The organism is Staphylococcus schleiferi, assembly GCF_025558325.1.
Classification (GTDB): Bacteria; Bacillota; Bacilli; order Staphylococcales; family Staphylococcaceae; genus Staphylococcus; species Staphylococcus schleiferi.
Map to the genome: position 1 here is coordinate 534560 of NZ_CP094712.1, position 21950 is coordinate 556509.

Here is a 21950-nt window from a genome sequence, read left to right on the forward strand (position 1 = left end):
GGCTTACTTTTATGTATATCATTATTTACGATTAGAGTTAAAAACAAGTCACTTTCGTCTCATATCATTAATCACGACAAAAATTAAAAAAACGACAAATTGATATGGGTTTATCGCGCTTCTATTTCAATTAAGCCAAATTGAGTTGAGACTTTAACCCCTAAGCAAGCGTCTTCATGAATGTAGGGTAATCAAGAATATTATGTTCCAGACCTTTATACGACTTACCATAAAATATAAATGAGTTGTGGGTGTAGTTTCTTTTACTGATATTGTCAAAATATTAAAAATTAATATTATGAATAAGTGATAAAATGAGAATGGGGCAAACAAAGTGGGGTTGATACCATGAATTTATATAGAAAATTAAGGCAGTTTGGTGTTGAAGATTTAAAAATATTAGAGAATGTGACTTTTCAAACCGTCACGAATCTAATGGAACTCAATAAAGAAGAGGCGAAGCAACTAGAAGTCGACATGCAAATCGCTGGCTATACATTTCAGCAGCCCGTTGCTTTAGATGCACACCATGTAGAATTACCCGTTCAGATTGAATGTGATTTAGACTGTGAAAACGCACCAAAAATGAAAAAAATGCGTGATTTCATTATCGGTTGTATCACTTATGATACACTCATGCTTGATCGTGTGATGACGCACACGCAACTACAAATCATCTTGAATGAAACACGTATTTTTGAAGACTTAACCCAATTCAAATTATTTTTATGGAACCATCGTGAAATGTTAACGCATGTGCAAATTTCACATTTGCTGTCGCATGGATATAAGGGCGCGGCACGCGTAGATATTGAAGATGTGTATCATCAAAAATATGTTTTGGTGCTATTTGTGGAGTTTGACAGTCATAAAAAAGAGGCGGGTATACGTCAAGTTAAAGCAAACTTATTATCTATTACGTAGGAGGACGATGTCATGAACGAACGTTATTTGAAAGTTTTAGGTCTTTATTTTGTCAGTGCAGCAATTCCTGCTTTACTCGATAAAATCAATTCATCAAACTGTTTCTTTAAGTGGTTTACAAAAACAGTGATTGGCTACGGTATTTTTGCGAGTGGCTTAAAAATAATGAAAAAGTATAAACATTCCTAATTATATTGATTTGAAAAGTCACCTAGAATGTGGCAATCACCTCTTTTAAGGAAAGGGAAGCAATAGAAAGTAAAGCTTGTATCACACATTTTATTTTCTATTCCCTTTCCTTTTTTTATTCGCTGATGATGATGTACAACATTGTAGGGCGTCATGTAAAATGGAAGCAGCAAGGTTAAAACAAAACATCAACTTAAAAATTAAAATGGAGGCTTTGAAATGGGGATTCAAAAACCGTCAAAAACAATTGAGGATACCTATGCGTCGCGTCATACAATTAATGACATTATCCATGCGGTAGCGATGAAAGAGGTCATGCTTGATCGCGCAATGCCACGTTATATGGTTAAATCTATGATGTCTGGATTTTTATTAGCGATTGTAACGGTCTTTATGTTAGCTATTAAAACGCAAATGGCCGGTGCTTTACCCGGGGTGGTCAACTTAATGGGCGCCATCGCATTCAGCATTGCCTTAGTCTTAATCGTCTTGACACATTCTGAATTATTAACGAGTAACTTTATGTATATGACAGTTGGGATGTACTATCGAACAATTTCTATCACAAAGGCGATGTGGTTGTTTATTGTTTGTTTTATTGGCAATATTTTAGGTGCTTTTGTGTTATTTATTTTAATGTATTTTACAAAAGTAATGACGCCAGAGATGGTACATGCATTAACCGCAACTGTTACAGCCAAAACGGTTGAACCCACGTGGCATGCGATACTCGTTAAAGCCATTTTTGCAAACTTTTTTATTAATATTGGGATTTATGTCTCTATGCAATTTAAAGAAGGTCTCTCAAAAGCTTTCTTTATTGCAGTTGGCGTTATTATTTTCGTATTTATGGCTTATGAACACGTCGTATATAACGCAGGTTTATTTGTAGGTATGATTTTCTACAATTTCGATGGCCTTTCAGGGTTAGGCGTATTAAAAAACATCGTCTTTGCTTTTATTGGTAACTATATTGGTGGAGGCTTGATGGTCGGCTTGCTTTACGCTTATCTTAACGGTTCACGTCGCGTGGAATAAGGTCTATGCTTATTCTGAAAAAGCTTTATTAATACAGAGAACGCTCATTTTTAAATAGAATGGTCATATAATGACCCGCGGTGAATACGCTTCGGTTGGAGCGTATTCTTTTCTATCCTACTTTATATTTGATAATCTACTTATGAATCTTATGGGAAAAGGGGAGAGAAAATGTCTCAAATCAATATCCGGTTGGCGACATTGGATGATGCTGAGAGATTGCAACAACTGATGTATCGCGCATTTACACCGTTAAGAGAAGTGGGCATCGATTGGCCGTCTGTGAATGTCGATTTAGAAATGATCGAAAAGAATATTAAGTACAATGCTGCGTATGTATTGGAGAAAGATGGAGAAGTGATTTCAACGTTAAGTATTCGCTTTCCTTGGGAGCCTAAAAATCCAGTGTCGAAATATCCGTTTGTTTGGTGGTTTGCAACGGATCCTGATTATAGCGGACAAGGCTACGGACATCAAATGATGTCTTATGTCGAAAATACGATTTTGCGTGATACGCTTAAAGCGCCCGCCGTTGTGTTAGGGACATCTGCACGTAAAATGAGCTGGTTAAAAGATGTATATGAAAGACGTGGCTATGAAACATTTTTTACGCTTGAAGAACCGAGTGGTGATCAAGGTGCCATGATGGTTAAAGTATTAATACCCGAACGTTTTAATCGTTCATTATTAGCACCACCTCCATGGTTTGAAGGTGAGTCTTAAACACCGTACTAGGATAACATTTAATTAGCGTGTTAAATGAACTTAATCATTTATAAAAACCCGAGATTTTCATGAAAGTCCGATAATATCTCGGGTTTTGTCTTGCTTAAAGACGAGGTTAAAATGAGATACGTTGAGATGGATAAGTTACGAGTAATCACTTGGTCAAATAGGTTGTGGTAGTGGCAACTCAAACGTTAAAGCATACGAAATAAAGGTATGATCGAACTAGGGAATTCCCTCAAATTCAGCTGGAGGGGATTCCCTAGTTTTTATGTTTTCTGTGAATTTTATCACATAAACAAACGGATTTCGTCTACAATAAAAGCGTGGGGGTGAAGTGATGGAAAAAGTAATATTAATTGTACACGGTATGAGAAAAGGCGAGCTCAACCAAAAATTAATTCAATTTGTTGACCAATTGTTTGAAGGTGACAAGTTAGATTATGATATTGCGTTTTTAGAGAGTGAAACGAAAGATTTGAACACGACGCTTACAAAGCATATTCGTCAAGGTGCCGACACTTTATATCTTGTCCCATTGTTACTTTTCTCAGCGTCTCATTATTATGAAGATATTGTCGTGGCTTTAGAGGAATGGCAAGCGCAATATCCGAATGTTGTCTTTCATTTAACGAAACCACTCGGTACACATCTTAAGATGGAGACATGGGCGCGTTATCGTATTGAAGCAATGGAACGAACACCAGGTCAAAATGTAGGGGTGGTCCTTCTTGCTCACGGGAGTGAAAGATTCGATGAACCAGATTTGGCCTTAACCCGTATTGCCAATCAACTTTCGACCGCGCAGGAAACTTGCTATCCCAGCATGGTTTATGGGGCATTAGATTTTAAAACGCGCCTACTACAAATTGCACGACAACATGACACTTTGTGTATTGTTCCGTTTTTCTTATTTGATGGTTTTTTAGTACAACGGACAAAAGCGCAAATTAGAATGATGCAGTTACCTTGTGAAGTGACATTTACAAATGCCATCAACTTTCACCCGATATTAAAAGAAATCATCTTAAGTCGTTTATCTGAATGTCGAGGAGGTGTCCCGTGTATCCAATACAGTTAAATTTATCGAATAAGACGGTCGTCATCATTGGTGGTGGAAAAATCGCTTGGCGGAAATTTAAAAAGGTCATGCATGAAGCGAAGACGGTTAAAGTGGTCAGTCCTGAATTTAATCCGGCGTTTTACACAAGGACGTGGGCACCCCATATCACTTTGGATAAAAAAACTTATGATTCAAAAGACATTGCGGATGCCAATCTCATCATCATCGCAACGAATGACGCAAAGGTGAACCAGCAAGTACGTGATGATGCGCGTCCTGAACAGTGGGTAAATCACACCGGAGATCGACGACAATCTGATTTTTATAATTCATTCGATTTTGTACACAACGAAATGACAATTAGTGTGAGTTCTGAAGGGCAATCTATTCAACGCACACAAGCATACGGCGCAAAAATAAAAGCGTATTTAGAAACGCTTGAGGAGGATTTCCATGAGTAAAACAAGATTATTAATGGTGGGTAACGGAATGGCAGGTGTCCGTACAATAGAAGAAATATTAGAGCGAGATCCTGAGCGCTTTGATATCACAATTATTGGTAAAGAACCGTATCCTAACTATAACCGAATCATGTTATCTAACATTTTACAAAATAAAATGACTGTAAAAGAAACCATAATGAATCCTTATGAATGGTATGAAGAAAATCATATTCAGCTCATTACAGGGGATAAGGTTGTTCAAATTGATCGCGAAAAACAACAAGTTGAAACAGAACAAGGTCAAATTGTGGGCTATGATCAAATGATTATCGCAACGGGGTCAGATTCTTTTATTTTACCGATTGATGGTTCACGTTTAGAAGGTGTTGTCGGTTTTAGAACCATTGATGACACAGAGAAAATGTTAGAGATTGCGAAAACGAAACAAAAAGCAATCGTCATTGGTGGGGGACTTTTAGGACTAGAGTGTGCAAGAGGTCTCGTTGATCAAGGGATGGATGTTACAGTTGTTCATTTAGCAGAGTGGCTCATGGAGGTTCAATTAGATCGTAAAGCCGGTGAACTCCTTAAAAAAGATTTAGAAAAACAAGGTATTAAATTTGAACTTCAAGCCAATACACAAGAAATCTTAGGCGAGAAAAATGTAGAAGGCATCCGCTTATCTGATGGTCGTGTATTAGATGCAGATATGGTTGTAATGGCTGTCGGTATTCGACCTGTCACAAAAGAAGCACGTGCAGCAGGATTAGAAATTGGACGCGGTATCATTGTCGATGATTTTATGAAAACGAGTGATCCTAATATTTATGCGGTAGGTGAATGTGCTGAGCACCGTTCAAAAGTGTATGGTTTAGTTGCGCCATTATATGAACAAGGCAAAATTTTAGCGGACCATATAACAGGACGTCCAACTGAAGGGTATCAAGGTTCAACGACTTTCACTTCATTAAAAGTTTCGGGATGTGATCTTTTTAGTGCAGGTCAAATTACTGAAAACAATGAAGTTCATGGTATTGAGACGTTTAATGGTGTCGATAATATTTATAAAAAAGTCTTCGTTAAAGATAAAGCGATTGTCGGCGCAGTGCTTTATGGAGACACAGAAGAAGGTAATCGCTTCTACAATATGATGAAAAAAGGCGAAACCATTGATGATTATACATTAGTATCCATCTTGCATAAAGCGGGTGAAGTTGACGCCATTAGTGTGGCAGAAATGGATGACGATGAGACGATTTGTGGTTGTAACGGAGTCTCTAAAGGTACAATTGTCAACGCGATTACAGAACAAGGTTTAACATCAGTTGCCGATGTCACACGTGTGACAAAGGCCGGTAATTCTTGCGGTAAGTGTAAAGGACAAATTGCAGAATTACTTGAATATACACTTGGTGATGACTTTGAAGCAAGTGCACCAACGGGTATTTGTGGCTGTACAGATTTATCAAGAGATCAAATTGTGACACAAATTCGCGCAAAAGGATTAAAAACGTCAAAAGAAGTACGTCATGTATTGGACTTTAAAGATAAAGGCGGTTGTCCAAAATGTCGACCTGCACTGAACTATTATTTAAATATGGTCTATCCGGAAGATCATGAAGATGAAAGAGCATCACGCTTTGCCAATGAACGCTACCATGCCAATATTCAAAATGATGGTACGTTCTCTGTGATTCCTCAAATGCGTGGTGGTGTGACGGATGCAGATCAATTGATTCGTCTCGGTGAAGTAGCCAAAAAATATGATGTACCGCTCGTTAAAGTGACAGGTTCTCAGCGTATTGGTTTATATGGTGTGAAAAAAGAAGAATTACCAAAAGTATGGGAAGATTTAGATATGCGCTCAGCTTCTGCATACGGTAAGAAAACACGTTCTGTTAAAAGTTGTGTAGGTAAAGAATTCTGTCGATTTGGTACACAATATACAACAAAATTAGGTATACGTTTAGAAAAAACATTCGAATATATTGATACACCACATAAATTTAAAATGGGTGTCTCTGGATGCCCAAGAAGTTGTGTAGAATCAGGAGTCAAAGATTTTGGCGTAATCGGTGTTGAAAATGGCTTCCAAATATACGTAGGTGGTAATGGCGGTACAACTGTGGAAATCGCTGAACATTTAACAACGGTTGAAACAGAAGATGAAGTGGTTAAACTTTGTGGTGCTTATATGCAGTATTATCGTGAAACAGCGATTTATGCTGAGCGGACAGCACCATGGTTAAGACGTATAGGCTTTGATCAAGTCAAATCGGTTGTCTTGGACCCTGAAAAACAAGAAGCACTCTATGAACGTATTATGGAAGCAAAAGCGGCCGTTTCCAAAGAACCATGGAATGAGATTGTTCAAGATGAAATGAAACAGAAAATATTTGAAGTTGAGAAGGTGTGAGGCATATGTTAAAGGAAAAAGTTAAAGTTGCTAAAGTTTCAGAATTAGAACCTTTAATTGGTAAAAAAGTCATTGTCGGAGATTTAGAAATAGGTTTGTTTCTAACTGAAGCGGGCGAAATTAAAGCTATTCATAACGTTTGTCCTCATAAACAAGGCCCTTTATCAGAAGGAACAGTGAGCGGAGACTATGTCTTTTGTCCATTACATGATCAGAAAATTGATTTGAATACCGGTGAAGTTCAAGCGCCTGATGAGGGATGTGTTGCGACTTATCCTGTTGAAATTGTAGATGGAGATATTTACGTATGTCTGCCTTAAACGCGTCTCCACCTAAAGTTTATCTTATTGGCGCAGGGCCAGGACATCCCTGTTTACTAACTAAAAAAGCAGAGCGTTGCCTTCAAAAGGCAGATGTCATTTTATATGATCAGTTAGTTCATCCCTTTTTACTTCATTTGTCTTCACCAGAGACAGAATGGATTCACGTAGGTAAGACGCCTTATACGAAATATATTAAGCAAGAGCGTATTAATCAGTTAATCGTCGAAAAAGCACAAACCGCACAAACCATTGTAAGACTCAAAGGAGGCGATCCTGCTATTTTTGGGCGGGTCGCTGAAGAAGTTGAAACGTTACGTGCACACCATATTGATTATGAGATTGTTCCGGGGATTACGGCTGCGAGTGCTGCAGTAAGTCAACTAGGAAAAGGCTTAACAGAACGAAATGTATCGACGAATATTACTTTTACGACGGGCCACTTTAAAAACAACGAAGAAAATGAAATTGATATGACGACATTGGAACATGGGGGGACGTTAGCTATTTATATGGGGATTAAACGTTTGCCTCGATTAATGCATGATATTAAAAATAAAATGGGCATCGATTTTCCAGTAGCGATTGTCTTTAATGCGACACATCCTAACCAACGCGTGATAAGTGGAACAGTGAATACCATTGTTGAACAAATTGAAATGTTGCCTGAACGTCTAGGGCCAGGTGTTACCATTGTGGGACAAGTCGTCAGGGATGTGCAAACAGACGTCGCGAACACCTCAAGAAACTACGAAACAGTGTTAATTAGAGGGGAGCGATTGGAAGCGATAGCGCGTGCTTTTGACTATTTCGAAGCGGGGCATCAGGTCGTGATTGATGATCGCCACTATTCTGATTTACATGCTTCTCAAATTGAAAAAATCACCCAACTCATTCAAGATACGACTTTTACACAGGTCGTTGATTTGTAAAAAATTTAAATATCTCGTTAATTAAGTAGAGCTAAGATGATTTATCATAAAAATTGTCTTAGCGCTTTCTTCTTATGATAAAAACTTCGTATTGTATGACGTTGCTTTCCGAGGGGACAGCCTCAGCCTGTAGTCTTCGGTTCGTCCTGTTCCCTCAGGCGTCTCGTCATCCATACTTCGTTTATGCATATAATCATTCACTATTAGAGTTAAGAACAAGTCGATTTTGTGAAGTCTAGTCAGCTTTGCGGGGGCAATACAACGAAATATTTGTTGCACATGATATTTCTGTATTGCGCTCAAAATCCAATTTACTTTCACCAAGTTACTGCCGAATCTCAGCCAAATTGAGTTGAGCATTTAGCCGTTAAGCAAGCGATTTAGAACCACGTGTGAGGTATGAAAAAGCATAGGGATTCCACTTAATGAAATAGGTAAATCCCTAATAGGATACGCTTGTGAATAAATGTACAATATGGGTGATGACTGAAGTCTATGTGTAAGAGGAGGATGACAATGGCTAGATTTGGACTGAATTTTTTTAAGCCTACTGAAAAATTTAACGGGAATTGGTCGGTATTAGAACACAAAAGTCGTGAATGGGAAAAAATGTATCGAGAAAGATGGAGTCATGACAAAGTAGTCCGCACAACGCATGGCGTGAATTGTACAGGCTCATGCTCATGGAAAGTCTTTGTGAAAAATGGTGTGATTACTTGGGAGAATCAACAAATTGACTATCCAAGTTGCGGACCAGATATGCCAGAATTTGAACCACGAGGTTGTCCACGTGGCGCTTCATTCTCCTGGTATGAATATAGTCCACTCCGTGTAAAGTATCCTTACGTTCGTGGAAAGTTATGGGAATTATGGACAGAAGCGTTGGAAACGTATCAAGATCCAATTAAAGCATGGGCCTCAATTGTAGAAAACGAAGAAAAAGCACGTATATATAAGTCAGCACGCGGTAAAGGTGGACATGTCCGTGCGAGCTGGAAAGATGTGGCACAACTTATTTCAGCTCAATTGATTTATACAATCAAAAAAGATGGACCTGACAGAATCGCAGGATTTACGCCAATTCCAGCGATGTCTATGATTAGTTACGCGGCAGGTGCACGTTTTATTTCGCTATTAGGTGGAGAAATGTTGAGTTTCTATGATTGGTATGCGGATTTACCGCCAGCATCACCGCAAATTTGGGGTGAACAAACAGATGTACCAGAATCGAGCGACTGGTACAATGCGAGCTATATTATGATGTGGGGTTCAAACGTCCCACTCACTCGGACACCAGACGCACACTTTATGACTGAAGTTCGATATAAAGGGGCTAAAGTCGTTTCTGTCGCGCCAGACTATGCTGAAAATGTAAAGTTTGCCGATAACTGGTTGGCTCCTAATCCAGGTACAGATGCAGCGTTGGCACAAGCAATGACGCATGTTATTTTACAAACTTACTACGAAGATGAACCTTCAGAAATGTTTATCAACTATGCCAAACAATATACAGATATGCCGTTTATAATTCGATTAGATCAAGATGATAAAGGTTACAAAGCGGGACGTTTCCTCCGTTCAAGTGACTTTGGCAGTCAGTCTGAGAATAGTGAATGGAAACCGGTTGTTTTAGATTCTTTGACAGACACGATTCAAGTTCCAAATGGGACAATGGGTCAACGTTGGGAAGATGGCAAACAATGGAACTTAAAACTAGAAAATGAAGCGGGCGCTAAAATTGATCCTGCAATGACAGTTGCAACGGGTGACTTTGAGTACATCATAATTCAATTCCCATATTTTGATAATGCGGGCAATGGCGTATTTGAGCGTGTGATTCCAGTGCGTAAAGTAACGTTAGCGAACGGTGAAGAAACGTACATCGCAACCGTTTATGATTTAATGGCAAGTCAATACGGTGTGAAACGTTTTAATCATGAACTAGAATCAAAAGGTTTTGATGATGCGGCTTCTTTCTATACACCTGCTTGGCAAGAGAAGATTACAGGTGTCAAAGCGAATGTTGTGACACAAGTGGCAAAAGAATTTGCGCAAAATGCCATCGATACAGGTGGACGTTCCATGATTATTATGGGCGCAGGAATTAACCATTGGTTTAATTCAGACACCATTTATCGTTCTGTATTAAACTTAGTCGTTTTATGTGGCTGTCAAGGCGTGAATGGTGGCGGATGGGCGCATTATGTTGGACAAGAAAAGTGTCGTCCGATTGAAGGTTGGAATACGATTGCTTTCGCTAAAGACTGGCAAGGGCCACCGCGTTTACAAAATGGAACAAGCTGGTTTTACTTTGCGACAGACCAATGGAAATATGAAGAGTCAGGTGTAGATCGCTTAGCTTCGCCACTTGCAGAGAATATCAAATTACAACATCCTGCTGATTATAATGTTTTAGCTGCACGCAATGGCTGGTTACCTTCTTATCCGCAGTTTGACCGCAATAGTCTTTTATGGGGAGAAGAAGCACGCGATGCGGGAGAATTTAATAATGAAGCCATTTTAAAACGTGCCATTGAAGATGTGAAATCACGTAAAACAAAATTTGCGGTTGAAAATCCAGATTTACGTAAAAATCATCCGAAGACTTTATTTGTTTGGCGCTCGAATTTGATTTCAAGTTCTGCTAAAGGTCAAGAATACTTTATGAAACATTTACTAGGTGCAAAATCAGCATTAATGGCTGAGCCAAATGAAACGGATCGACCTGAAGAGATTGAGTGGGGAGAAGATACAGTAGGTAAACTTGATCTCCTTGTTTCTTTAGACTTCCGTATGACGGCAACGCCTTTATATTCTGACATTGTTTTACCAGCGGCCACTTGGTATGAAAAACATGATATCTCTTCAACAGATATGCATCCTTTCATTCACCCATTCAATCCGGCAATCGACCCTTTATGGGAATCACGTTCAGACTGGGATATTTTCAAAACGATTAGCCGAACATTCTCTGAAATGGCTCGTGTTCACCTTACTGGTACTTATAAAGATGTTGTAACATCACCGCTCGCACACGACTCTAAGCAAGAAATCTCACTTGCTTACGGTAAAGTGCACGACTGGACAAAAGGTGAAATTGAACCAATTCCGGGTCAAACGATGCCAGGCTTTGCAGTGGTTGATCGTACTTATACTGACGTTTATGACAAATTTATTTCTGTAGGACCTTTACTAGAAAACGGTAAAGTGGGTGCTCATGGCGTGAGCTTTTCGGTCAAAGAACAATACGATGAACTTCTAAGCATGGTAGGGACATGGGAAGATGATTCGATTAAAAATAATAAACCGCGGATTGATACAGCGCGTAAAGTAGCAGATGTGATTTTAAATGTTTCATCCGCATCAAATGGACGGGTCTCACAAAAATCTTATGAAGACTTAGAACGACAAACAGGGATGCCATTGAAAGATATTTCAGCAGAACGTGCATCTGAGAAAATTTCATTCTTAAATATCACATCACAACCGCGTGAAGTGATTCCAACAGCAGTCTTCCCGGGTTCGAACAAACAAGGTAGACGTTATTCTCCGTTTACAACGAATATTGAGCGACTCGTGCCATTTAGAACGTTAACAGGACGCCAAAGTTTCTATATTGATCATGAAGTTTTCCAACAATTTGGTGAAGCGTTACCTGTTTATAAACCAACATTACCACCAATGGTATTTGGAACGAAGGATAAGCCTGTTAAAGGTGGCGTCGATACGCTCGTACTTCGCTATTTAACACCACATGGAAAATGGAATATCCATTCAACATACCAAGATAACCAACATATGTTGACGTTGTTCCGTGGGGGGCCGACGGTATGGATTTCAAATGAAGACGCAGCACAACATGACATTAATGATAATGATTGGTTAGAAGTGTATAACCGTAATGGTGTAGTCACAGCGCGTGCAGTTGTGTCACATCGGATGCCTCGAGGCACAATGTATATGTATCATGCACAGGATAAACATATTGAAACACCGGGATCTGAAATTTCGGGAACACGTGGTGGATCGCACAATGCGCCAACGCGTATTCACTTAAAACCGACACAATTAATGGGGGGCTATGCCCAAATCAGTTATTCATTCAATTATTATGGTCCAATTGGGAACCAACGGGATGTATACGTGGCAGTGAGAAAGATGAAAGAGGTGGATTGGCTTGAAGATTAAGGCGCAAGTGGCAATGGTTCTGAACTTAGACAAATGTATCGGATGTCATACATGTAGTGTGACGTGTAAAAGTACTTGGACAAATCGACCTGGCGCAGAATATATGTGGTTTAACAATGTAGAAACAAAACCGGGTATCGGCTATCCAAAACGATGGGAAGATCAAGAACAATACAAAGGGGGATGGACATTAAACAAAAAAGGTAAGCTGGAGTTAAAGTCAGGAACACGCTTGAACAAAATAGCACTTGGTAAAATTTTCTATAACCCAGATATGCCAGTGATTAAAGATTACTATGAACCTTGGACATATAACTATGAGCACTTAACAACAGCTAAACCTGCCCAACATTCTCCAGTCGCAAAAGCCCATTCATTGATGACAGGACAGCGCATGGACTTAGACTGGGGTCCTAACTGGGAAGACGACTTAGCAGGCGGACATATTACGGGCCCTCAAGATCCTAACATTCAAAAAATTGAAGAAGAAATTAAATTTAACTTTGATCAAACGTTTATGATGTATTTACCTCGCCTTTGTGAACATTGCTTAAACCCAAGCTGTGTCGCATCTTGTCCATCTGGGGCAATGTACAAGCGTGATGAAGACGGTATCGTCTTAGTTGATCAAGAAGCGTGTCGTGGTTGGCGTTACTGTATGACAGGTTGTCCTTATAAAAAAGTATACTTCAACTGGAAAACAAATAAAGCAGAAAAATGTACATTTTGTTTCCCTCGTGTGGAAGCAGGAATTCCGACAGTTTGTTCTGAAACATGTACAGGTCGTATGCGTTATTTAGGGGTCCTATTATACGATGCGGATCGCGTTCAAGAAGCAGCTTCTGCTGAAAATGAACAAGACTTATATGAAAAACAATTGGATTTATTTTTGAATCCTTATGACGAAGCGGTTATTGAACAAGCTGAGAAAGATGGTATTTCTCAAGAATGGATTGAAGCAGCTCAAAATTCACCGATTTATAAATTGGCAATCGAATATAAGTTAGCGTTTCCATTACATCCAGAATATCGTACAATGCCGATGGTTTGGTATTGTCCGCCATTAAGTCCAATAATGAATTATTTTGAAGGACAAAATGCCGGAAACAATCCTGATGCTATCTTCCCAGCAATTGAAGAAATGCGCTTGCCTGTTCAATATTTAGCAGAACTTTTCACAGCTGGCGATACAAAAGCTGTGAAAGGATCACTTCAACGTATGGCTATGATGAGAAGTTATATGCGTGCACAAAATACAGGTCGTGAGTTTGACATGTCTCGCTTAGAACGTGTCGGTCTCACAGAAAGACAAGCAAAAGACATGTACCGTTTGTTGGCGATTGCGAAACATGAAGATCGCTTTGTGATTCCAACGTCACATAAAGAGCAATACATGGACACTTATGCAGCGCAAGGCAGTCAAGGCTATGGTGGTGAACATTTCGGCGCGAACTGTGATGGTTGTGGTGTGCCTGTAGGTGCAGGTGGTAAAACAGGACGTGAAATTTATAACGACAATTTCTATGGAGGGATTTTCCGTGATTAATCTTGATCGGCTGAACAGCTATAAAGAGACGCTCGGTTACATGAGCCAGCAGTTAATTTTTCCAGAAAAGTTAACCTTCCATCCTAAAGTCTTTGAAGAAATTTTTCATGAAGCGCACCCTGCCTATCCCTATGTCAAACAATATCGAGAAGAAATGTATGAAAAGAGTTTATCTGAAATTCAAATGCTTTATACCGATACGTTTGATTTTAATAAAAAAGCGACACTCTACATGACATTTAATCAATTTGATACACAAAAAGAACGCGGACAAATGTTAGCAAAATTAAAAGTGCTTTATGAAATGTTTGGCCTAGAGATGCCTTCATCTGAGCTGTCAGATTATTTACCATTGATGTTGGAGTTCTTATACGCTGCCCAATTTGACGGGGATGACAGGGCACAAGAAAATGCACAATTATTAGTGATGATTATTGAAGATGGCACGTATCCGATGATGAAATATCTTGAAGAAAAAGGCAATCCTTATCGTCACTTAATTAAAGGTCTTAGAGAAACGTTAAAGCAATGCATTGTACAAGTCGAAGAGGTGAGACATCATGTTTAATCAATTTTTATGGGTGATTTTCCCGTACCTCTGTCTTGCAATCTTTGTGATTGGTCATATTGTTCGCTACCAATATGATCAGTTTTCATGGACTGCAAAATCGAGTGAATTTATTGAAAAGAAGCAACTTAAATGGGGCAGTCTCATGTTTCATTTAGGGATTATTCCTGTATTTTTCGGTCATGTCGTTGGATTGTTGATTCCAGCACATTGGTTAACGGCAATCGGTGTGAACAATCATATCTACCATATCGGAGCGGTGTATATCGGAAGTATTTTTGGTATAATAACGTTAATCGGTATGTTGTTGTTAACTGCAAGACGCGTGACTAAACAAAATGTGCGCCGTTTAAGCTCTGCATCAGACATTTTTGTCAATTTCTTATTGTTATTAATTGTTTTTATTGGATGTTATGCCACATTAGTGACAAATGCAACGACACCTGACTTTGATTATCGACAAACGATTTCAATATGGTTTAGAGGTTTATTTACGTTGCGCCCTGATGCAAGTCTCATGGTAAGTGTTCCGTTAACATTTAAATTGCATATTTTACTTGGCTTTACGATTATGGCATGTTGGCCGTTCACACGTCTTGTGCACGTGTGGAGTGTCCCTTTATCTTACGCGAGTCGCAGTTATATTATTTATCGTAAACACAAAATTTAAATTGGAGTGATGACCGTGAACCAGATTGATTTTTCTCAACATGATTATCAAGATGAAATAGATAGAATACGTCATGAATATGAGTTTGACTTTGCCGGTATCGCATTACCTTCAGAAGATCATGTTGGCACAAAGATCAAATGGCGTTACGTGTCAGGCAACTTAAATGAGCGTTATCAACGCATCGTCTTACGTCATGGTCATGGTGTGGCGGGTAATGTGATGAAGACAGGGAAGCCTATGGTAATTCCAGATACGACACATCATGAAATTCAAAGTTCACTTTTTAACTTTCCAATCTTAATGAGTGAACAGATTACCGCATTAATTGCCATACCTCTATGGCATAATCACCGTGTGAAAGGTGTGCTCTTATTAGGCCAACGTAATCAAAAACCGTTGCCTCAGATTGCACGTGACTTGTCGTTAATTAAAGGTATTGGTGGTTTAACGAGTGAAGATAAGGTGATGTTATGATGACAGAAAAGACACATGATTTATTGTCGTTCTTATTGTCGTATTACCATAAGACGTCAGAAATGATTATTTTTATTGACCGCAATGGTAAAGTGATTTATATGAATGAAGCAGCGAAACGTATCATCTCGCCAGATAATGATATGAGCGGCATTTCTAATACAATATGTGGCCGATGTGAAGGCTATACCAATGAACATGATTTACGTACATGTCAAAACTGTTTTTTACATTCAGAAACGTTAGGGAATACGACTTTTCAAGTTTTTATGAAGACGACCGACAATAAAATCGAGCCTTTTACAGCCACATATCAAACGATTGATGAAGCACAACAGATTAAGGCGTTTACGTTACAAAATGTCACAGCACAACTGCAAAGACAAGAAGAACTTTATCAACGTAACATGATTCAAAAGACGATTGCAGCACAAGAAAATGAGCGGAAACGTATCTCTAGAGAACTGCATGATGGTGTAGTTCAAGAGTTGATTAATGTGAATGTTGAAATGCGCTTGCTCAAATATCAGCAAGATATGGATTCATTATTAGCAAACTCTAGAAATATTGAAGGCTTAATGACGAAATTAATTGATGATATTCGAAATTTATCATCAGAGTTGCGTCCTTCCTCTTTAGATGATTTAGGGTTAGATGCCGCATTCAAGTCTTACTTTAAGCAGCTTGAAAATAATTATGGATTAGTTGTGAATTATCACTTTGATATTGAACCAGAACGTTTTGATACTGAAATCGAAACCGTTGTCTATCGTATCGTTCAAGAAGCGGTTTTCAATGCGATGAAATATGCAGATGTTGATGATGTCGATGTCATCTTACGAAAAGACCAAAATTATCTCTATGCTGAAGTTTCAGATCAAGGTTTAGGTTTTGAACCGAGCGATTCGCCTAAAGGTTCTGGATTAGGCTTATATGGGATGTATGAACGTGCTGAGTTGGTCAACGGGCATTTGAATATTGAAACGCAGAAAGGTAAAGGCACCATCGTATCGCTCGAAGTACCAATTAGTCAAAAGTGAGGGGAATAAAGCATGAGAATCGTAATTGCTGATGATCACGCCGTTGTACGTACAGGCTTTTCTATGATACTCAACTTTCAAGAGGATATGGAAGTGGTAGGGACGGCTGCCGATGGCGTAGAGGCGTATCAAAAAGTGATGAAATATGAGCCGGACGTACTCATTATGGATCTCAGTATGCCGCCGGGTGAATCAGGATTAATTGCGACGAGTAAAATCTTAGATAGTTTTCCGAATACTAAAATTCTGATATTGACGATGTACGATGACGAAGAATATTTATTCCACGTCTTGCGAAGCGGGGCGAGTGGCTATATTTTAAAGAATGCGCCAGATGAACAATTATTGTTAGCGATTCGCACGGTCTATCAAGGTCAAACTTATATTGATCCTAAAATGACGACGTCTTTAGTTAAAGAATTTGTTCAATCTTCACAAGATGAATCGTACTCAAATGACCCATTCAAGATTTTATCGAAACGTGAACTTGAAATTTTACCGTTAATTGCTAAAGGATATGGGAATAAAGATATTGCTGAAAAGCTATTTGTCTCTGTTAAAACAGTAGAAGCGCATAAAACGCGTATTATGGATAAACTTAATTTAAAATCAAAGCCAGAGCTCGTGGAGTATGCATTAAAGAAAAAGCTATTAGATTTCTAGTCGACGAAAATGAAGTGTTTTTTGAAGCATAAACAATTCCAATATACGGAGGGTTTTGAATAATCAAAAGGTGTGTGTAAAAAAGTTCGGCACATCAATTACAAAATAAAAAGCGCTAAGATGATTTTTAATAGAAAATTGTCTTAGCGCTTTTTATATGATGAAACTTCGTATTATATGACTTCGCTTTCCGAGGGGACAGCCTCAGCCTGTAATCTTCGGCTCGTCCTGTTCCCTCAGGAGTCTCGTCATAAATACTTCGTTTCTGCAAGTCACCATTCACTATTATAATTTTAAAAAAATAAGTCACTTTCGTATCATTTAATTAATAAAGATAAAAAATCCACGATATTTGTCCATATCATAAACGTTTAGAATTTAAAAGGTACACATATCAAAATAAGCGATATTTAATTGATAATACCTTTACTTTGATACATCGCTCTAATTTTTACAGTTTTGACTTTCTAAAAAGCTTTCATCGTCTCCTAAAATTGTCCTCTATACCTTTATGATTATGGCATGATTGCCACAATGAACGAGACGCTTGAGGGAAGAGTGAAAAAATTAAACTTGTCTACCTATTCTAATAGTGATTCATTGTTTTACGCAGTGGCTGTCTGACTTCACACGAGTTCAAACTTGCTTTTGTGAAGTCTAGTCAGCTTTGCGGGGGCAATACAACGAAATATTTGTTGCACATGATATTTCTGTAATGCGCCCAAAATCCAATTTGGCTTCATCAATTTTCAGCTTCAATTAAGCCAAATTTAGTTGAGACTTCAGCCCCTAAGCAAGCGAGTTCATGAAGGCAAGATTATCAAAAATTGAAATGTTGGCTCTTTTGTTATTTAAAAGTATCGGGGTTAAAGCCAAATTGGATTCGGATGAAAGGCCAAACTCTTACGGTCACTTTACCGACAATCTGTCGTTCTGAAATCAGACCCACTTCAGGACGTCGACTATCAATACTATTTTGGCGATTATCCCCTAATACTAAATAGCGATGTGCAGGGATTTTAGACTGACCTTGCGCATTTTTTAAATCTTCCACATTAAAATCTTCGGTCAGAAAGTCCCCGATTTTGTACTTTTTATTAGAATTCAAATAGGGCTCTTTTATTTTTTTACCGTTAACGTAAAGTTGATCGTCTTTATACACCACAGTGTCTCCTGGACGACCAATCAATCGCTTAATAAAATCTTTATGCTGATTTTCATGAAAGACAATGACATCTCCCCGATTGAGATGGTTCAATGACTTTGAAATCTTGCTGACAATGACCCGATCTTTATCGTGAAAAGTGGGGAACATAGATTGCCCTTTAACGGTATAGGGTGTTCCAATAAAAGTTCTAATCAGTAACACAATCGCAATGGCACTGACAATTGCGATGAGCCACTCAACTGTTTTTTTCAAGCAATGCACCTTCTTTTTTAAATATAATTGCATGTTGATGATTGTAGTCATTCTCTATTATAAATGAGTATAACATAATCCTCCGCATGTCCCTATTGGCTGTCCTTTATATTATGAATATTCTGTCTTTGCGCATTGATTTAGGCAGGTGGAAAAGCGATTTATGAGATGTCTGATTGTTAAATATAAAGTGTTGTCAATCCCGTCTTTATCCCGATTTTGTCTAATTTTTAACAATGTTTATACATCAATTTCAGGTTAGGGGATACCCCACACTGCGTATAGGGGAAGTCCTTATGTTATAAATTTCACAATAAAGTTAAACTGTATTTGAGTTGGAAATGTTTAAATTATCATTTTATCAACGCGTAGAGAAAATTTAGTGAATTTGATCCGAAATGGAGTCAAACGAGAAAGGTGAATGATCAATGAATAAGTCAAAAGCGGGTTTACAATTAGGGCTTCAAACATTGAGTTTAGTGGCAGGGTTTATGGCATGGAGTATTATCGCACCATTGATTCCTTTTATTTCGCAAGATGTTCAAATCTCGAGTGGTCAACTTTCAATTATTTTAGCCATTCCAGTTATATTAGGCTCCGTCTTGCGTGTACCGTTTGGTTATTTAACGAATATTGTCGGTGCCAAATGGGTATTCTTTACAAGCTTTTTAGTGCTACTCGTGCCTATATTCTTATTAAGCCAAGCGACATCTCCAGGGGCGCTCATGTTTGCAGGCTTTTTCCTCGGTGTGGGTGGGGCAATCTTCTCAGTAGGGGTAACCTCATTACCTAAATATTTTTCTAAAGATAAAGTGGGTCTTGCGAATGGGATATATGGTATGGGTAACCTCGGTACTGCAGTGTCTTCATTTTTAGCACCTCCAATTGCAGGTGTGATTGGTTGGCAAAATACAGTGCGTAGCTATTTAATTATTATGGCTGTGTTTGCGGTTATCATGTTTTTCTTAGGTGACGGCAATGAACCTAAAGTCAAAGTGCCTTTAGTCGAACAATCAAGAAAGTTAATGCGTAATTACAAACTTTATTATTTAAGTTTTTGGTATTTTATTACATTTGGTGCATTCGTGGCTTTCGGTCTTTTCTTACCGAACTTCCTTGTTCAAAACTTTGGCATTGATAAAGTAGATGCAGGGATTCGTACGGGAGTTTTCATTGCTTTAGCGACATGTTTACGACCACTTGGTGGTATTTTAGGGGATAAGTTTAACGCTGTCTCTATGCTTAAAATTTTCTTTTCAATTATGATTATAGGTGCACTCATTTTAGGTGTTTCCAGTCAAATTTTCTTATTTACAATTGGATGTTTAACAGTGAGTATCTGTGTCGGTATCGGTAATGGCTTAGTGTTTAAGCTCGTTCCACTTTATTTCACAACAGAAGCTGGTGTTGCAAATGGTATTGTCTCAATGATGGGCGGTCTTGGAGGTTTCTTCCCACCATTAGTGATTACAGCAGTGACATCGCTCACAGGGTCAAGCCATCTTGCCTTTATATTCTTAAGTATTTTTGGGATTGTGGCATTATTAACAATGTTTAATTTATCTAAACGCGAACAAGCGGTGTCCACAGTCGAATAATCTCACTTTTAAAATGATCATCGAATGATAAAAAACGTCTTTGAAACGGGTGACCGCTCGTCTTTAAAGACGTTTTTATATGTGTAACATAGTGATTTTTAAGTTTTACTTTTTGATGGTTCGCTGTGAAATCGCAATTTAGATACCGATTGGATTATGACTTTTATGTGACGACAAATACTGAAAGTAATGTAAGAAAAAGATTTATGATAAGATGTATAATAAGATTGTAATAAGGTGGAGGCACATGAAATGGCAAAGAAAATTTTAAAACTCGTTTTGGCTTTAGTGTTGTTATTTGTAATTGTTGCGGCTGGCTTTTTTGCGTATAAGGGTTATCAAAAAAGTCAAAACCTAAAGTTAATCGATCAGTATTTAACTGAACATCATTTGAGTGATAAAGTTATTAAAGAAAAGTCTGAGTATGATCCAAGAAAAGGTGTGTTTTATAAAGAATTAACCTTAAAAGGTGACGAAAAAAATACATATATTGCTCAGCCTATTCATCTCAAACGCGGCTTTTTCTTACAAGGCTTCGATTCAAAAACGAAAAAGCATGATAAAAAAGCGAAATACAATTATTTCAATGAAAATTATAAAATGAAATAATGGCAATTCAAGGTCGTTGATTAAGTAAAGCACTGAAATCGGTTATGGATTTCAGTGCTTTTTTAATGGAGACATGAATTAAAGTGGATATTTTAAATTTGCATTGTCTGTGTCATCTCTGCCAAAATAAATGAATTTCAAATGGCAAGTAGTGCCGTCTAAAATGATTGCGTGACTTAATCTGTGACAGACGCAATTGTTGATTGAATGTATTGAACCGCATGATCAAGTGCTTGTTTTTCTTCAGCATCTAGTGCAAACGGGAAGACAGTGTGATGCCCTTCTTTATTAACAAGTGTTGGAAGACTAAATGCGACATTTTGATAATCATAAACGTGCTGATGGACTGTCGAAATAGGTAAAATACGATTTTCATCATAAAGAATGGCTTCTACAAGATCGATTGTTGCGCGAGAGATAGCAGAATTCGTCCAACCTTTATTGCGCATCACGTCAAATGACACTTTGTCAATTTCATCGCGAATCTTTTGTTTCGAGATAGCTTGCGCATGGCTCAGTTGTTCATATTCATCGAGAGGCATGCCTGCAATACGGACACGGCTCCATACCGGTACAGTCGTTTTGCCGTGCTCTCCAATAACGAAAGCTTCGACACTTTTCGGATCAACGTCATAGTGGTCTGCAATCAATGTACGGAAGCGAGATGATTCTAATAATGTGCCTGTTCCCATAATTTTTTCATGTGGATAATCATGTTGTATCTCTGCTAAATAAGTCATCGTATCTACAGGATTTGAAATCATAATAATATGTGGTGAGGTTGTTACCGCAGTAATGTTTGACATAATCTCTTGGATAATCGCAGCATTACCGAATGTTAACGTTGTGCGATCAGCCATATCTGCTGTAGAAGGGATGCTTGCAGAGATGATAATCATGTCAACATCTGCTAAATCTGTGTAGTTGCCTGCTTTTATTTTCGTATGATGTGTCCCACTGTAAGATTGGAAATGGCGATGGTCCATTGCCTCTCCTTCCGCACGGTTCAGATTGGTATCAATTAAGATGATTTCTTGAAATAGGCCTGTGTATTGAATGTCCGTTAGTACTTGGCTTCCTACACGACCGAGTCCAATTAAAGCGACTTTATGTGTCATGA

Annotated in this window: 20 protein-coding genes; 18 read left to right on the plus strand and 2 right to left on the minus strand. The window is 38.3% G+C overall.

What is annotated here, in order from left to right; all coding sequences use genetic code 11:
- Positions 1-348 precede the first annotated feature (348 nt).
- From MUA40_RS02215 to nreC, 16 genes are all read left to right on the plus strand, one after another.
- Positions 349-924: a hypothetical protein gene (locus MUA40_RS02215; protein ID WP_016426183.1), complete on the plus strand. Its 576-nt coding sequence runs from the start codon at positions 349-351 to the stop codon at positions 922-924.
- A 12-nt stretch (positions 925-936) separates the two neighbouring features.
- On the plus strand, positions 937-1113 hold the full coding sequence (locus tag MUA40_RS02220) for a hypothetical protein (protein ID WP_016426184.1): 177 nt from the start codon (positions 937-939) through the stop codon (positions 1111-1113).
- A 219-nt stretch (positions 1114-1332) separates the two neighbouring features.
- Positions 1333-2151, plus strand: a complete 819-nt coding sequence (locus MUA40_RS02225; protein WP_126496052.1) for a formate/nitrite transporter family protein — start codon at positions 1333-1335, stop codon at positions 2149-2151.
- 171 nt (positions 2152-2322) lie between these two features.
- Positions 2323-2874 (plus strand): GNAT family N-acetyltransferase, encoded by a 552-nt coding sequence (locus MUA40_RS02230; RefSeq protein WP_167732928.1) that lies wholly within the window; start codon positions 2323-2325, stop codon positions 2872-2874.
- 343 nt (positions 2875-3217) lie between these two features.
- Positions 3218-3958, plus strand: a complete 741-nt coding sequence (locus MUA40_RS02235) for a sirohydrochlorin chelatase (protein ID WP_126496050.1) — start codon at positions 3218-3220, stop codon at positions 3956-3958.
- Positions 3940-4401 carry a precorrin-2 dehydrogenase/sirohydrochlorin ferrochelatase family protein gene (locus MUA40_RS02240; RefSeq protein WP_016426188.1) on the plus strand — a complete coding sequence of 154 codons (462 nt, stop codon included), beginning with the start codon at positions 3940-3942 and terminating at the stop codon, positions 4399-4401. Before MUA40_RS02235 ends, MUA40_RS02240 begins: the two co-directional genes overlap by 19 nt.
- On the plus strand, positions 4394-6799 hold the full coding sequence (nirB, locus tag MUA40_RS02245) for a nitrite reductase large subunit NirB (protein ID WP_016426189.1): 2406 nt from the start codon (positions 4394-4396) through the stop codon (positions 6797-6799). Before MUA40_RS02240 ends, nirB begins: the two co-directional genes overlap by 8 nt.
- Before the next feature lie 5 nt (positions 6800-6804).
- Complete coding sequence (nirD, locus tag MUA40_RS02250) at positions 6805-7119, plus strand: nitrite reductase small subunit NirD (RefSeq protein WP_016426190.1); 315 nt, start codon at positions 6805-6807, stop codon at positions 7117-7119.
- Positions 7107-8051 carry a uroporphyrinogen-III C-methyltransferase gene (gene cobA, locus MUA40_RS02255; RefSeq protein WP_016426191.1) on the plus strand — a complete coding sequence of 315 codons (945 nt, stop codon included), beginning with the start codon at positions 7107-7109 and terminating at the stop codon, positions 8049-8051. The genes nirD and cobA overlap by 13 nt, the downstream gene beginning before the upstream one ends.
- A 516-nt stretch (positions 8052-8567) precedes the next feature.
- Positions 8568-12239, plus strand: a complete 3672-nt coding sequence (locus tag MUA40_RS02260) for a nitrate reductase subunit alpha (protein ID WP_262569811.1) — start codon at positions 8568-8570, stop codon at positions 12237-12239.
- Positions 12229-13785 (plus strand): nitrate reductase subunit beta, encoded by a 1557-nt coding sequence (gene narH / locus MUA40_RS02265; protein WP_016426193.1) that lies wholly within the window; start codon positions 12229-12231, stop codon positions 13783-13785. Before MUA40_RS02260 ends, narH begins: the two co-directional genes overlap by 11 nt.
- Positions 13778-14353, plus strand: coding sequence for a nitrate reductase molybdenum cofactor assembly chaperone (locus MUA40_RS02270; RefSeq protein ID WP_016426194.1), 576 nt, complete (start codon positions 13778-13780; stop codon positions 14351-14353). The genes narH and MUA40_RS02270 overlap by 8 nt, the downstream gene beginning before the upstream one ends.
- Positions 14346-15023, plus strand: coding sequence for a respiratory nitrate reductase subunit gamma (gene narI / locus MUA40_RS02275; RefSeq protein ID WP_016426195.1), 678 nt, complete (start codon positions 14346-14348; stop codon positions 15021-15023). Before MUA40_RS02270 ends, narI begins: the two co-directional genes overlap by 8 nt.
- Before the next feature lie 15 nt (positions 15024-15038).
- Positions 15039-15500, plus strand: coding sequence for a nitrate respiration regulation accessory nitrate sensor NreA (gene nreA, locus MUA40_RS02280; protein ID WP_016426196.1), 462 nt, complete (start codon positions 15039-15041; stop codon positions 15498-15500).
- On the plus strand, positions 15497-16540 hold the full coding sequence (locus MUA40_RS02285; protein WP_016426197.1) for a sensor histidine kinase: 1044 nt from the start codon (positions 15497-15499) through the stop codon (positions 16538-16540). The genes nreA and MUA40_RS02285 overlap by 4 nt, the downstream gene beginning before the upstream one ends.
- Positions 16541-16552: 12 nt before the next feature.
- Positions 16553-17203 (plus strand): nitrate respiration regulation response regulator NreC, encoded by a 651-nt coding sequence (gene nreC, locus MUA40_RS02290; RefSeq protein WP_016426198.1) that lies wholly within the window; start codon positions 16553-16555, stop codon positions 17201-17203.
- Between the two features lie 847 nt (positions 17204-18050).
- Here nreC and lepB read toward each other — a convergent pair.
- Positions 18051-18623: a signal peptidase I gene (gene lepB, locus MUA40_RS02295; RefSeq protein ID WP_016426199.1), complete on the minus strand. Its 573-nt coding sequence runs from the start codon at positions 18621-18623 to the stop codon at positions 18051-18053.
- A 428-nt stretch (positions 18624-19051) separates the two neighbouring features.
- Between lepB and MUA40_RS02300 the strand changes: the two genes are divergently transcribed.
- Positions 19052-20221 carry a nitrate/nitrite transporter gene (locus MUA40_RS02300; RefSeq protein ID WP_167732922.1) on the plus strand — a complete coding sequence of 390 codons (1170 nt, stop codon included), beginning with the start codon at positions 19052-19054 and terminating at the stop codon, positions 20219-20221.
- A gap of 252 nt (positions 20222-20473) precedes the next feature.
- On the plus strand, positions 20474-20830 hold the full coding sequence (locus tag MUA40_RS02305; RefSeq protein WP_016426202.1) for a DUF3139 domain-containing protein: 357 nt from the start codon (positions 20474-20476) through the stop codon (positions 20828-20830).
- A gap of 176 nt (positions 20831-21006) precedes the next feature.
- Here the strand turns inward: MUA40_RS02305 and MUA40_RS02310 are convergent, their stop codons facing one another.
- Positions 21007-21948, minus strand: a complete 942-nt coding sequence (locus MUA40_RS02310) for a lactate/malate family dehydrogenase (RefSeq protein ID WP_016426203.1) — start codon at positions 21946-21948, stop codon at positions 21007-21009.
- Between the last annotated feature and the right edge of the window lie 2 nt (positions 21949-21950).

What these genes read in the sequence shown, in the direction of transcription:
- MUA40_RS02215 (WP_016426183.1), top strand. Translation starts at nt 349, where the DNA reads ATGAATTTATATAGAAAATTAAGGCAGTTTGGTGTTGAAGATTTAAAA.
- MUA40_RS02220 (WP_016426184.1), top strand. Translation starts at nt 937, where the DNA reads ATGAACGAACGTTATTTGAAAGTTTTAGGTCTTTATTTTGTCAGTGCA.
- MUA40_RS02225 (WP_126496052.1), top strand. Translation starts at nt 1,333, where the DNA reads ATGGGGATTCAAAAACCGTCAAAAACAATTGAGGATACCTATGCGTCG.
- MUA40_RS02230 (WP_167732928.1), top strand. Translation starts at nt 2,323, where the DNA reads ATGTCTCAAATCAATATCCGGTTGGCGACATTGGATGATGCTGAGAGA.
- MUA40_RS02235 (WP_126496050.1), top strand. Translation starts at nt 3,218, where the DNA reads ATGGAAAAAGTAATATTAATTGTACACGGTATGAGAAAAGGCGAGCTC.
- nirB (WP_016426189.1), top strand. Translation starts at nt 4,394, where the DNA reads ATGAGTAAAACAAGATTATTAATGGTGGGTAACGGAATGGCAGGTGTC.
- nirD (WP_016426190.1), top strand. Translation starts at nt 6,805, where the DNA reads ATGTTAAAGGAAAAAGTTAAAGTTGCTAAAGTTTCAGAATTAGAACCT.
- cobA (WP_016426191.1), top strand. Translation starts at nt 7,107, where the DNA reads ATGTCTGCCTTAAACGCGTCTCCACCTAAAGTTTATCTTATTGGCGCA.
- MUA40_RS02260 (WP_262569811.1), top strand. Translation starts at nt 8,568, where the DNA reads ATGGCTAGATTTGGACTGAATTTTTTTAAGCCTACTGAAAAATTTAAC.
- narI (WP_016426195.1), top strand. Translation starts at nt 14,346, where the DNA reads ATGTTTAATCAATTTTTATGGGTGATTTTCCCGTACCTCTGTCTTGCA.
- MUA40_RS02285 (WP_016426197.1), top strand. Translation starts at nt 15,497, where the DNA reads ATGATGACAGAAAAGACACATGATTTATTGTCGTTCTTATTGTCGTAT.
- nreC (WP_016426198.1), top strand. Translation starts at nt 16,553, where the DNA reads ATGAGAATCGTAATTGCTGATGATCACGCCGTTGTACGTACAGGCTTT.
- MUA40_RS02300 (WP_167732922.1), top strand. Translation starts at nt 19,052, where the DNA reads ATGAATAAGTCAAAAGCGGGTTTACAATTAGGGCTTCAAACATTGAGT.
- MUA40_RS02305 (WP_016426202.1), top strand. Translation starts at nt 20,474, where the DNA reads ATGGCAAAGAAAATTTTAAAACTCGTTTTGGCTTTAGTGTTGTTATTT.
- MUA40_RS02310 (WP_016426203.1), bottom strand. Translation starts at nt 21,948, where the DNA reads ATGACACATAAAGTCGCTTTAATTGGACTCGGTCGTGTAGGAAGCCAA.